The sequence below is a fragment of the Exiguobacterium sp. Leaf187 genome (genome assembly GCF_001423925.1).
Classification (GTDB): Bacteria; Bacillota; Bacilli; order Exiguobacteriales; family Exiguobacteriaceae; genus Exiguobacterium_A; species Exiguobacterium_A indicum.
In genome coordinates this window covers 1,641,253-1,654,208 of record NZ_LMPR01000009.1, presented here as the reverse complement: position 1 = coordinate 1,654,208, position 12,956 = coordinate 1,641,253, and the positions used below count along the sequence as shown (strand labels likewise).

General features: G+C 48.1%; 12 protein-coding genes and 1 riboswitch. Of the genes, 5 read left to right on the top strand and 7 right to left on the bottom strand.

The features are described from left to right. Positions 1 to 163: 163 nt before the first annotated feature. Together ASF99_RS12750 and ASF99_RS12745 are read left to right on the top strand one after the other, a co-directional pair. Positions 164 to 343 (top strand): hypothetical protein, encoded by a 180-nt coding sequence (locus ASF99_RS12750; RefSeq protein ID WP_035396111.1) that lies wholly within the window; start codon positions 164 to 166, stop codon positions 341 to 343. 129 nt (positions 344 to 472) lie between these two features. Continuing rightward, entirely contained in the window at positions 473 to 3,223 is a 2,751-nt protein-coding gene (locus ASF99_RS12745; RefSeq protein WP_055969092.1) for an FN3 associated domain-containing protein, read from the top strand. 12 nt (positions 3,224 to 3,235) lie between these two features. Here the strand turns inward: ASF99_RS12745 and ASF99_RS12740 are convergent, their stop codons facing one another. Next, positions 3,236 to 3,592 carry a hypothetical protein gene (locus ASF99_RS12740; RefSeq protein ID WP_023469370.1) on the bottom strand — a complete coding sequence of 119 codons (357 nt, stop codon included), beginning with the start codon at positions 3,590 to 3,592 and terminating at the stop codon, positions 3,236 to 3,238. Positions 3,593 to 3,940: 348 nt separating this feature from the next. Between ASF99_RS12740 and ASF99_RS12735 the strand changes: the two genes are divergently transcribed. Both ASF99_RS12735 and ASF99_RS12730 read left to right on the top strand, forming a co-directional pair. After that, positions 3,941 to 4,819 carry a CAP domain-containing protein gene (locus ASF99_RS12735; RefSeq protein ID WP_023469369.1) on the top strand — a complete coding sequence of 293 codons (879 nt, stop codon included), beginning with the start codon at positions 3,941 to 3,943 and terminating at the stop codon, positions 4,817 to 4,819. An 85-nt stretch (positions 4,820 to 4,904) separates the two neighbouring features. Continuing rightward, the gene (locus ASF99_RS12730; protein ID WP_235515940.1) at positions 4,905 to 5,405 is read left to right on the top strand and encodes a GNAT family N-acetyltransferase; all 501 of its coding nucleotides are present in this window, start codon (positions 4,905 to 4,907) and stop codon (positions 5,403 to 5,405) included. Between the two features lie 59 nt (positions 5,406 to 5,464). On the opposite strand, the gene ASF99_RS12725 is transcribed toward ASF99_RS12730, so the two are convergent. From ASF99_RS12725 to ASF99_RS12710, 4 genes are all read right to left on the bottom strand, one after another. Then, the gene (locus tag ASF99_RS12725; protein ID WP_055969088.1) at positions 5,465 to 6,280 is read right to left on the bottom strand and encodes a MetQ/NlpA family ABC transporter substrate-binding protein; all 816 of its coding nucleotides are present in this window, start codon (positions 6,278 to 6,280) and stop codon (positions 5,465 to 5,467) included. Positions 6,281 to 6,307: 27 nt separating this feature from the next. Continuing rightward, complete coding sequence (locus tag ASF99_RS12720) at positions 6,308 to 6,973, bottom strand: methionine ABC transporter permease (protein ID WP_023469366.1); 666 nt, start codon at positions 6,971 to 6,973, stop codon at positions 6,308 to 6,310. After that, a complete protein-coding gene (locus ASF99_RS12715) occupies positions 6,963 to 7,976 on the bottom strand; it encodes a methionine ABC transporter ATP-binding protein (protein WP_023469365.1) in 1,014 nt (337 codons plus the stop codon). Before ASF99_RS12715 ends, ASF99_RS12720 begins: the two co-directional genes overlap by 11 nt. Before the next feature lie 84 nt (positions 7,977 to 8,060). After that, positions 8,061 to 8,166: riboswitch (SAM riboswitch) on the bottom strand. A gap of 62 nt (positions 8,167 to 8,228) precedes the next feature. Beyond that, positions 8,229 to 9,416 (bottom strand): aminotransferase class I/II-fold pyridoxal phosphate-dependent enzyme, encoded by a 1,188-nt coding sequence (locus ASF99_RS12710; protein ID WP_035396120.1) that lies wholly within the window; start codon positions 9,414 to 9,416, stop codon positions 8,229 to 8,231. A 148-nt stretch (positions 9,417 to 9,564) separates the two neighbouring features. On the opposite strand from ASF99_RS12710, the gene ASF99_RS12705 reads away from it, so the two are divergent. Continuing rightward, positions 9,565 to 11,175: an alpha-glucosidase gene (locus tag ASF99_RS12705; protein ID WP_055969085.1), complete on the top strand. Its 1,611-nt coding sequence runs from the start codon at positions 9,565 to 9,567 to the stop codon at positions 11,173 to 11,175. Positions 11,176 to 11,249: 74 nt separating this feature from the next. Here ASF99_RS12705 and ASF99_RS12700 read toward each other — a convergent pair whose 3' ends face one another. Both ASF99_RS12700 and ASF99_RS12695 read right to left on the bottom strand, forming a co-directional pair. Continuing rightward, a complete protein-coding gene (locus tag ASF99_RS12700; RefSeq protein ID WP_023469362.1) occupies positions 11,250 to 11,978 on the bottom strand; it encodes an MBL fold metallo-hydrolase in 729 nt (242 codons plus the stop codon). A 127-nt stretch (positions 11,979 to 12,105) separates the two neighbouring features. After that, positions 12,106 to 12,912: an SMP-30/gluconolactonase/LRE family protein gene (locus ASF99_RS12695; protein WP_055969082.1), complete on the bottom strand. Its 807-nt coding sequence runs from the start codon at positions 12,910 to 12,912 to the stop codon at positions 12,106 to 12,108. Between the last annotated feature and the right edge of the window lie 44 nt (positions 12,913 to 12,956).

The window sequence follows — 12,956 nt, the reverse complement described above, 5'->3', positions numbered from 1 at the left end:
CCAAGGAGCCGTAACAACGAAAGAGAGGTAGGGCTTTCGTCGTTTCAGGTGTTTTGATCACCTGTAATCCTCGATTCTCATGACAACCAAAAACAACGACACGCTGATGAGGCGTTTTTTTTGTGCCTTTTTTCGGGTAATGCTGAAAGAAGGGGGTGACGACATGCCATGGAATGAGAACGACTATCCGGAGTCATTCAAGAACTTTGATCCGCCACTTCGAAAAAAAGCGATCGAGATCGCGAACGCGTTATTAAAAGACGGCTATGAAGAGGGACGCGCCATTCCAATCGCGACATCGCAAGCTGAAAAATGGTACGAAAGTCACAAAGACGAACAATAAAAATTTGTAAGCGATACCATTCCTTTCATTTACGAAGGATGGTATCTTTTTTTACGAAAAATATACACTATTGAGAATATAATCTGATATTATGAAGAAGTGTCAGAAAATTCAATAGGGGGTCTCATCATGAAATACGGCAGTACGTTTGGAAAGTGGGCATTGGCCGGAGTATTAACAGCAGGAATCCTTCCACAAGCGGGTCTTGTCGGGGCAGAAGGCGAAGGCGTCATCTTGTCTGAATACATAGAAGGAACAAGTAATAACAAGGCAATCGAGCTATATAATGGGTCGGGGCAAATCATTGATTTAGCAGACTATACACTCGTTCAATATACGAACGGTGGACCGTCAGAAGCGAAAATCACACTATCGGGGAAAGTGGATCCAGGGAAGACGTTCGTCATCGCGAATTTGAGTGCGAATGCGGACATCAAAGCAAAAGCACAATTGACGACGGGATCATTGAACTTTAACGGAAATGATCCCATCGCACTGAAAAAGGGTGATGTTGTTCTTGATATCATCGGACCACTTGGTTCATCAACGGATTTCGCAAAAGATACGACACTCGTTCGGAATGCCGGCGTCACGTCTGGTGCTAAAACGTACGAACCATCACAGTGGACGAGCTTCCCGGTCGATACACTGACGAATCTCGGCAGTCATCAGACAGAAGCGGGCGACGTTCTTGCAGCACCTACAGCTTCTCCAGTCGGTGAAGTTGAACGTGGAGATCAAGTGACATTATCAGGTGAAGGAACGATTCATTATACGGTCGATGGCACGACACCAACTGTCGACAGTCCGGTGTACACGTCACCGATTACAATCAACGATGAAGTGACGATTCAAGCAGTTGCCGTCAAGGACGGTAAAACGTCAGCGGTTTCGACATTCAAGTACTATATCGCACCACCAATCACGAAAATCAGCAACATCCAAGGTATTGCGCATACGTCGCCTTACGCAGATCAACTCGTCCGAACGACAGGTGTCGTCACGTACGTCGTCGATGCGAACAACTTCTACATGCAAGATCCGAATCCGGATCATGACAGCCGGACATCGGAAGGGATTCTCGTCTATGCGAAAAACCATGGTGCTGCTGTTGGACAACAGATCGCGACGACAGGATATGTCAAAGAGTGGTTACTTGGCGGATACAGCGATAAAGCAGATACAGACCTTGCTGTCACGGAAATCAGTACGGTCAATCTCGTGAAGGGGGCGCTTAATGAAGGCTTACCAGCAAGTATCGTTCTTGGTGATAAAGGGGTCTTGATTCCGACGCAAGTCGTCGACAATGATTCCTTCGCGCAGTTTGATCCAAAAGAAGATGCGATCGATTTATACGAAAGCTTAGAAGGTATGCGTGTCGCTTTACCGAACGCAATCGTCACAGGGCCGCAAGCAAACCGAACAATCCCAGTTCGGACACAAACAGACGCAAACAAGGTCTACACAAAACGTGGCACACCAATCCTGACGAAGGATAATGTCAACCCAGAACGTCTATTTGTCGAGATGGGCAGCTCGTCGTACCGTGCGAAAGCTGGTGATACATTCGATGGAACAATCGAAGGCGTCATGAGCTATAACTATTCGGCCTATAAAGTACTCGCCAAAGCAGCGGACCTTCCGAAACTCGTCACGAGCGAAGTGGAGCGTCAACCGACGAACATCAAGACGGGGGAATCACGCTTGACGGTTGCTTCGTACAACGTCGAGAACTTCGCCTCAACGGCAGACGCTGGAAAAGTCGATCGTGTCTCAGAAGGCATCGCGACATTCCTGAAGACGCCGGACATCGTCGGTTTGACAGAGATGCAGGATAATGATGGTGCGACGGATAGCGGAACAGTCGACGCATCAAAATCATTCGAGACATTGATTGCAGCAATCGAAGCAAAAACAGGTGTCCGCTATGCCTATACGGACATCGCGCCTGAAGATAAGAAAGACGGTGGACAGCCGGGTGGAAACATCCGTGTCGGATTCCTTTACAACCCGGCGCGTGTATCGCTCGCACCAGGTGAAAAAGGTGGTGCAACGGAAGCTGTTGCGGTGGAGAACGGCAAGCTGACGAAAAACCCGGGTCGCATCCAGCCGACGGATCCGAACTTCGCCAGTTCTCGAAAACCACTCGTCGCGGAATTCCTCTTCAACGGTGATTCGTATCACGTCATCGTCAACCACTTCAACTCAAAAGGTGGCGACGGAGCTGACTTCGGTAAGAACCAACCGGTCGTACGTAAGAGTGAAGTCCAGCGTCATGCGATCGCGAACATCGTCCAAGATTTCGTCTCTGAATTGAAAACGGAAGTCAAAGACTCGAACGTCGTCGTTCTCGGTGACTTGAACGACTTCCAGTTCTCAGAAACGCTAAATATCCTGAAAGGGAAAAACCTCTGGAATACAGTCGATGATCTTCCAGAATCCGAGCGATACTCTTACGTCTATAACGGAAATGCTCAAGTGCTCGATCACATCTTGATCTCGAACAACTTAAAACGTTATACGTCTTCTGATATCGTCAACATCAACTCGGAGTATATGGAAGCAGACGGTAGCGCGAGTGACCACGATCCGGCGATCATCTCGATTCAAGGTGCAGAGACAGCCGTTCCGGTCAAAGGCATCGCAGAAATCGGAAAATGGCGTGCCGTTCAAAAAGGAAAACATATCTTCCTCGAATGGAAATTAGGTCGTCATTGGTTAAAAGCGAGCGGAACAACTGGAGAGCAACAAGGTGAGTTGCTCGCACTGCGTGTATCGCAAGATCGACCATATATTCAAGTGAAGACGAAAAAAGGAAAAACAATTTGGTTAGAACTTTCTCATTTCTATCGTTTGAAAGAAACAACGAAATATCAATGATGAAAAGCGGACTTAACGGTCCGCTTTTTTGCGTGACGAGAAAAAGAGAGAAAGAAAAGAAAGTGTGCTAATCGAAAGTGTCGAGATTAACGCGACAGGAAGAGGGATGACGCGGAACATATACGTGAAGTGTACCATGATCAAAAATAGGATAATGGCGAGACCAGGAATGAATTGTTTGCAAAGCAACATACCAGAACCAGGAACGAGTAACTCAAAACCAAGTCGTTGATTCAATCGTACATCTTCGTGTGCATTCGCTAAACTGAATGAAACCGTCAACACGACGAGAATCATCCATCCAGAAAATAAATATTGCTGAATCGGTAAAAAGGCGATGGACTCATAAATGAAATACAGTAAAACCATAGGTCAACTCCTTCATTTCATTATGTTATTTGGAAAAGCATTGAAAGTTTGGCTTACGAATTCTAATGATACCGAGTAAGAATTCCGAGAGCAATCAAAAATCTCGAATGATGAAATAAAAGAATGTTCACACATTTTAAGAAAAGGGAAAGATGGTTTAGTATATGTACTAAATACTTTTAAGAATCCTCTTAACGAAAGCATTTTAATAATATGAGAACGTTCTCATAAAACGTGTCTAATTTGTGAACGGAAAATGTGATTTAGACAATTAAGAGCCAATGACTGTTCGAAAGAATCATTTTCTTTTAAAATAAAGGTAATGATTAAAGGAGGCGAAACGAAGATATGAAAAAATGGTTGATCGTCGGAGTAGCAGCAGTAGCTTTTTTCGGCTACGAGAACATTCCAATGGAACAGGCAGAAGCCGATTATCCGAAAAGTGGCGGCAAGCTGATTGATCGATATAGCAGTGAATATCCAGGTTACGACTGGGAAGTCAGGCGGACGTCCAGCGAAGAATTCGTATCGTTGACGAAGGACGGTAAGGAATACGGAAAGTACCGATTTAAAAATGGTATAACAACGCAAGGGGCAGTCTTGAACAAGGATACGGAATCATCGCTGAAGAAAAAAGGATGGACCGCAGTGAAGTCCTACCGTAAAGGCAACACGAACTACATGTTGAACCTGGATCATGCAGCCGTCTATGAGAAGAAGGGGAATTACGTCACCTATTTCTTCGACCAACATGATGGGAATAAGGTGAAAGCGACACTGTCGATTCCGAAAGACGTCGAAGCGAAGAAAAAGGGTTTCTATGGTACGGCTTCGAATGCGTTACGAACGACGGATGAGAAGCTGATGCTACGATTGATGAACTGGGAACGGGCTGACTACAAGTTAAATCCGTTGGCTCCGTATACGGCACTGAAGCCAGTGACACGCGGTCATAGCGAAAATATGGCGAAGAATAATTTCTTCGCACATACGGATCCGCAAGGGCGTGATCCGTTCGACCGGATGAAGCGTGAAGGAATCAGGTTCAGCTATGCTGGTGAAAATCTATCAATGGGCTATCCGAATGTCTTTGCATCACATTGGGGCTTAATGAATTCAAAAGGGCATCGAGAAAATATTTTGAAAAAAGAGTACAAACAAGCTGACATCGGTGTGGCTTTCCGGAGTAACGCACCATACTTCACGATTAATTTCCGAACACCTTAAAATAGAAGAATGGAGGACGATATTTCACGATGTCGTCCTCTTTTTCATGAAGCGATGTGTTTTACACTAAAGGCAGGAGGTGGGGATGTTGGAAATCCGTCGATTGAATCCAGAAGATGCAGTACTCTATAAAGCGTTGCGATTGGAAGCCTTACGAAACCATCCTGAGGCATTTGGCTCTGATTATGAATCAGAAAAAGATCGATCCGTCGAACGGTACGCAACTCGTCTTGAAAGCGAACAGTCGATGACGTTTGGTGCGTTTCATGAAAATGAACTCGTCGGTGTCGTCACTATCGTCTGCTCCGAGCCGTTCAAGATGCGACATCGAGCGAATGTATTTGCGATGTACGTCACGCCACGCGCCCGAAAACAACAGGTCGGACGACGCCTTGTAGAAGAGGCATTACGTACATTAAAGCAGCATCCTGTAATTGAGCAAGTCCATCTCTCGGTCGTCCGGACGAACGAAGCTGCTAAAGCGTTGTATCGGTCGCTTGGTTTTGAATCATACGCGATTGAACCACGGGCGCTGAAAATCGATGATACCTATCATGATGAAGAACTGATGTGGTATCGGTTCTAACACCAAACGACCGGAATTCAAAGAGATGATCTCTCCTTGAATTCCGGTCATTTTTTGTATCAGTTTGCCCATTCAGGCTTGCTGAAGCCTTTGAATGATTTTTCGATAACTTCATTGAAGGCGTCCGATTCGACGGCTGTTTTTAAGTCTTTTGCGACTTGTTTGTCCGCATCTTTCGTTTGGACAGCGACGAGGTTCCGGTATTGTTCGTCCATCGTCTCAAGTGCTAACGCATCAAGTAAGTCGAATTTCGCAGCAAGTGCGAAGTTCCCTGGAACGGCTGAGATATCGACACTTTCGACAGCGCGTGGCAGTTGAGCCGCTTCGAGTGGTTTGATGACGAGTTTCTTCGGATTCTTGACGATATCTTTTTCTGAAACGGTCAGAGGATCAGCATCCGGCTTGAGTTCAATCCACCCTTGTTCCGCAAGCAAGTTCAGTGCCCGTGCTTGGTTCGTCGGATCATTCGGCGTCGCGACTTCAGCACCTGTCTTGACGTCGTCAAGTGTCTTCGCTGTTTTACTGTATAGTCCCATCGGTGCTGTCGGAACCGTGATCAGTCCTTTTAAGTCGAGATTCTTTTCTTTAGAAAACGTTTTTAGATAGATCGAGTGTTGGAACAAGTTGGCGTCGATATTGCCGCTACCGAGGGCGATGTTCGGTTGAATGTAATCGCTGAACTCGACGATTTCGACTTTATAGCCTTTCTTTTCGAGTTGTGGCTGAATCGCTTGTTTGACCATGTCGCTATACGGACCGCTCGTCGCCCCGATCTTGATCGTCTTGTTTTTTTCATCAGCGCTGCTGTCTCCACATCCTGCGAGGACTCCTGCACCGAGTAAGGCTGTTGCTAAAAAGGCATATCGTTTTTTCATGATTCCACTCTCCCTTTGTATGTGTGATTAGCGTTTATCTGTTTTTCGCGCCAGTTGATTGCCAAGTGCTTGAATACTTTGAACGATGACGATGAGCACGACGATCGTCACGATCATGATGAGATTATCGTAGCGATAGTAACCGAAACGGATCGCGAGGTCACCGACACCACCGCCGCCGACGATACCAGCCATCGCTGAGAAGCCAATCAAGCTGATCGTCGTTAATGTGATGCCCTGAATGATGCCAGGGAGTGCTTCCGGTAAGAGGACACTGACGATGATCCGCAATGGTTTCGCCCCACAGGCTTCCGCTGCTTCGATTAGACCAGGCGGAATTTCACGGAGTGATGTTTCGACGAGTCGCGCGAGAAACGGAATCGCTGCGACACTGAGACTGACAGATGCTGCCGTCGGACCGATCGTATTGTCGAGTAAGAACTTCGTCAACGGAATGAGGGCGACCAACAAGATAATGAACGGTAGCGACCGGACGATGTTGACGACGAAGTCAAGAACACGGCGGACGGCAAGGTTTTGAAAAAATAATCCGCGGTCGGTGACGAACAAGAGAATTCCGAGCGGAATCCCGACGACCAATGCGAAAGCAAGTGAAATTCCGACCATCCATGCTGTCTCGCCGAGTGCCTTCAAGAGCTCAGGTAACATCGTTTGAATACGATCAAGCCACATCCTGAATCACCTCGAGTGCATGAAGTTCCGTCGCGAGCCAGTCGAGGGCAAGAGCGATTTGATTGGATGATCCCGTCAAGCTGACAATGAGGACACCGAAGGCGACGTCTTGAATGTAGTCGACCTTGCCGTGCAAGATGCTGACTGAGATATCGTAACGGCGGATCGCTTCTGATAACGTACTCTCACCGGTCTTTTCGCCCGTGAACTGCAAGCGGATGATCTTGCCTGGGGTTGCCTGTAAAATGCGTTCCGGCAATTCGATTTGTAGTGCCGTATCGACATAATGTTGCGTCACCGGATGCTTAGCTTGACTGAACAAGTCATAGGTTGAGGCGACTTCAACGACTTCACCTTGTGACATGACCGCGACACGATGGCAAATCTGTTTGACGACATCAATCTCATGCGTGATGAGGACGATCGTCAACCCGAGTCGTTCATTCAAATCCTTCAGCAGTTCAAGGATCTGTAGTGTCGTAACGGGGTCAAGAGCGGATGTCGCTTCATCACATAACAAGACGGTCGGATTGTTTGCGAGTGCCCGGGCAATCCCGACGCGCTGTTTCTGCCCACCGCTTAATTGACTCGGGAAGTTCGTCTCAAATCCTTCAAGTCCGACGAGCGAGACGAGTTCGCGGATCCGCTCCGGGAAATCTGCTCGTTTGACGCCAGCGGCCTTGAGCGCAAAAGCGATGTTATCCGCGACGTTGCGCGACTGGATCAATTGGAAATGCTGAAAGATCATTCCTGTCCGCAAGCGAAGTTGACGCAAATCTGCTTTTGACATCCCGCCAAGCGAGACACCGTCGACCTTGACGGTTCCTTGTGTCGGATGCTCGAGCCCATTGATTAGGCGAAGCAACGTACTTTTACCGGCACCAGACTCGCCAATGATTCCGAAGATTTCTCCTTTTTGGATCGTCAAATCGACATCCCGTAAGGCAAAAATCGGGGTCCGGTCTCGGACGAACCGTTTTGTAATGTGTTTGAATTCAATCATCCGCTCATCTCCTCATACAAAAAAAGTCGCTTTTTCCTAGTAGCGGAGCAACCAGAAAAAAGCGACGAAAGTGTAAGATTTCGTAACTTATCTCTCAGAATGAAAATCATTCTGTAGGATGTGGCACCGTTCCTTACAGGTGGTTGCCGGACGTCGTTGGGCCTAATCCCTCGGTCGCTCTCGATAAGTAGTTATGCTGTTGGGACTTACTTTAACGGAAATGATTCCCATCTGTCAAATGTTTTTTCAGAATTATTCCGCAACAGGTGTCCGGAATAGGTTGAGCGTTCCGATTCGATCGACGGCTTCTTCTAGACGTTCGACGTCAGCAATCAAGCTGATCCGGACGTAGCCTTCACCGTGTTCGCCGAAGAAGGATCCAGGGGTCACAGCGACGTGCGCTTCGTCAAGTAGATGATCGGTGAAGCTCTGGGACGTGTAACCTTCAGGAACAGGAAGCCAGACGAAGAAGGAACCGCCCGGGCGTGGTCCACTCCAGCCGATTGCATCAAGTTTTGCGAACAACGCATCGCGTCGTGTTTCATACAAGCGACTTAACTCACGGACGCACGTCTGGTCACTCGTGAGGGCGACGGTCGCCGCATGCTGAATCGGTGTGAAGGCACTGACGTAGAGATGTTCTTGGTACGTTTCGATGCTTGAGATGACGGACGGATTTCCGATGGCAAAGGCAATCCGGAAGCCGGACATGTTGAAGCGTTTTGAGAGTGAGAATAGCTCGATTCCGACGTCTTTCGCCCCTTCCGTCTGCAAGAAACTTCGCGTCGGACCATCGAAACTGATACCGCCGTATGCTAAGTCATGAACGACACAGATATCATGGGCATCGGCGAAAGCGACTGTCTGCTCGAAGGCTTCTGCCGTCGCGGTCGCACCCGTCGGATTACTCGGGTAGTTGAGGAACAACATCCGGGCACGCTCAACGTCCGTCGTATCAAGTAAGTCATAATCCGGCAAGAAATCATTTTTCTCGAGCAACGGAAGCGTAATCGGGTAAGCGCCAGCAAGTGCTGCACCAGACAGGTAATCCGGGTATCCTGGATCCGGGACGATGACACCTTCTCCAGGGTTGACGATCGTCTGCGGTAAGGCGACGATTCCGGCTTTACTGCCGAGGAGAATCGCGACTTCCGTTGCCGGATCGATCGTGACACCGAATTCAGTCGCGTAAAAGTTTGAGACAGCTTGTTTTAGAAAATCATGTCCACGAAATGGTGGATATTGAAGGTTCGTTGGCTCGTCGATAGCTTGTTTTAAGGCATCGAGAATATGTACAGGCGTCGTTTGGTCGGGTGTTCCTTGACCAAGTGTGATGACATCATGTCCGGCAGCTTTTACAGCACCGATTCGGTTCGCAAGTTCAGCGAAGACGGGAGCAGGAAGCCGATCAATGGCGATGGATGGAGCGAAATGTTTCATGGATGAATGCCTCCTTCGTGGTATTGTCGTCAAGGATAACGAATATTCAGTCAAAAGAAAAGAACTTTTTCGAAATTTAAAAAAATTTTCGGATAAACAGGTACAGATAAGTGGAGCGGGAATAAAGAGTAGGGAGAGGAGTGGGAAGATGAAGCGAGCTAACTGGAAAGAGGCAGTCGTCTATCAAGTCTACTGGCGTAGCTTTAAAGATTCGAACGGGGATGGGATCGGTGATTTAAGAGGTGTCATCGAGAAGCTTGATTACATCGCTTCACTTGGTGTCGATGTCGTGTGGCTGAATCCATGTTATCGTTCCCCGGACGTCGATAACGGCTATGATATTGCCGATTATTACGAGATCATGAAAAAAGCGGGAACGATGGGAGATCTCCAGGAGTTGATCACGGCTGCTCATGCCCGTGGATTAAAGATCATTCTCGATTTAGTCGTGAACCATACGAGTGACCAGCATGACTGGTTCCGTCAGTCATGTGAGCGGATCAACGATAAGGATGACTGGTACATCTGGAAAGACGGCACGAAAGAGACGCCTCCGAACAACTGGCGCTCGTACTTTGCGCCAAGTCCGTGGACGTGGAGTGAAGAGCGCGGGCAGTATTATTTTCATTCCTTCGCCAAAGAACAACCGGACTTGAACTGGGAGCACCCAGCTGTGAGGCAAGCAATCTACGATATGATGAACTGGTGGATTGCTCAAGGGATCGACGGCTTCCGGATGGATGTCATCAACTTGATCAAAAAACGGTCGTTCGAGGATGTCGCCAATCCGTTTGATCTCTCGTACCTTGGGAATCAGCCAGGTGTGCATGACTTCTTGCAGGAGATGCATGCGAATGTTCTCGCTGGTAAAGACTTGTTTACAGTTGGTGAGATTCCGTTCGTCGGTCCAGAAGATGGACTGTTATATGTCAGTGACGAACGAAAAGAACTCCGGACACTGTTTCACTTCGAAATCGCGGACGACATGGAAGCGATGGATCTCTTACGATTCAAGGAGATTCAAAAACGCTGGTACGACGTCTTATACCCATTAGGTGTCAATTCACAGTTCCTCAACAACCATGATCATACACGACAAGTGACGCGCTTCGGCAGTGAACGATACCGGGTTGAGAGTGCGAAACTACTCGGTTTGATGTTGCATACGTTACCGGGCATTCCATACGTGTATCAAGGAGAAGAGATCGGGATGACGGGGATTCGCTTCTCGGATCCGTCGCTTTATCAGGACGTCGCCTTTCGAAATCGATACGCGGAGCGCGTCGCTGGCGGAGAGGACCCAGAGGTCGTGCTCTCATCGATGCAGTTACTCGCGCGCGATAATTCCCGTACACCGATGCAGTGGGACGATACACATGCAGCTGGCTTTACGAGTGGTAAACCATGGTTAGCGGTCAATCCGAATTATACGGACATCAATGTCGCGCAAGCAGAAGCAGATCCATCGTCCGTGCTTGCTTTTTACAAGTCGCTGATTCAGATGCGAAAGGATCATCCGATTATGGTCTACGGTACATACCGAGACTTAGCGCTTCATGATCCGTATCTCTATATCTATGAGCGGGAATTAGAGGGAGAAGTCTGGCGGATCGTCCTCAACGTACATGATGAACCGATGCAGACCGCCCTCGTCTTACCACAGGAAAAGTTGCTCATATCAAACTATCCGGATAGCCCGGATATCTTGCGTCCTTACGAAGCACGCGTCTATCGTTATGCTGTTACAGAACAGACGTGAGTCGTCTGTTGAAAAGAAAAACATCCGCGGACATGTCAGGAACACGTTCGCGGATGTTTTTTCAAATGCGTACATTACTTGAAAGGTGATGTTTTTTTCGTCTGTAAGACGTGAGAGAATCGATCGACGGCTTGGCGCATCTCATAACTCGGTCCGAGAAAGAGCGGACCATGTCCGACAGCGAGTATATCCGGAGACAGTTCCGTCAGTTGATCAGCCGAGCGAAGGGCGACGTCCGGATCCCATGTTGCGAGTGCAGGGAACGGGAATTGCCAGCGGACGTCACCGGAGACGGCGAGTCCTCCTTGCGTCTGAAAAGCATCTCCGGCGATCAACGTCCGGCTTCCTTCATGCCAAAGTGAGATCGAACCAGGTGTATGACCGGGTGAGGCGATGACACTGAGACTTCCGACTTGTTGACCACTCTCGAGCAAGCGATCCGGACGTGTTTTGATGTTTTTCGGAATACCACCTTTTAAAGGTGTCGTTTCGCCTTCGCGTAGCGTCTCGTCCCCACTGAGCAATGCAGCATCGCGATAACTGATACAGACTTGAGCGAGAGGAAAGGCGTTCGCAAGGAAATCAAGCGAACCGACATGATCGGCATGCGCATGAGTCAGGATGATTGCACCAAGCGGTTTCTCTTGCTTTCGAATATAGTGATAGAGCGCCTTTGCGTTGATCCCGAGGCCGGCATCAATCAATGTCAAACTGTCTGCTTCTTCAAACAGGTAGCAGTTGACCGGGAAAAAGGATGGGGTCGTCTGCAGTTGGTGTAAACGTTCGATTGTCGTGACACGCATCGGCTTCACTCCTTCAAAAAAATGAATAGTCTTCTTCTTTAGTATCGTCTGTTTTTTTAGATGCGTCTAGACGCATTATGTGGAAAAAGAGGCATCATCTGTAAAAAGATGATCCCTCTTCTATGAATCATTCAAATGTCACAGCGAAGACGGCACCGGCATGTGGTGCATCATCTCCGTCGGCAGCCGTCGTGACGAGCAATCGATCTTCATAGAAAATCGGGCACGTCGGATTCGAAACAGGGAAGTCGACATGATCGAGTTTTTCACCAGTCGCAAGATTCCAACGGGTGATGCATGATCCAGCATAATGCGCGATCCAAGCATGACCTTCCGCGTCCTTCGTCATACCATCCGGGAACCCTTCTTCTTCTTCAAGGTCAACGGCGACACGTTTATTGGAAAGTGGTGCGTCCGGAGCGTAGTCAAAGGCATAGATTTTTTTTGTCGGTGTATCGATGTGATAGAGCGTCTTGCCATCTTCTGACCAGACGAGTCCATTCGAGTTCGTCAAGTCTTCGTGCAAGACATCGATGGAACCGTCATGACGCAGACGGAACAATCCAGCAGTCTTACCGTCTTCTTCATTAATGCTACCAGCGACATATTGTCCAGTCGGATCGAGCTTTCCGTCATTCATTCGGTCAGAATCGGGCAGTGACAGTTGATGCTCAAGAGACAGATGACCTTCCTTGAGATCAAACGTCCCAAATCCGTGTTCAGCCGTGACACGTAATAAGTCTGGAGCGTCCGTCAAGGCAATTGATGTGATGGCGCTTGGTAACGTGTACGGCTTGAGTGCTTCTGTGGCAAGGTCATATGAAAAAAGAAGTTGATTCGGAATGTCGACAAAATAAAAGCGTTTTGTTTTCGCATCGTAGACAGGAGATTCACCTGTCTTACACGCGACATCAATAAATACAGATACACTCATGAAAAGGCCTCCTACATCATGTATGAATAGATTCATATGTTGAT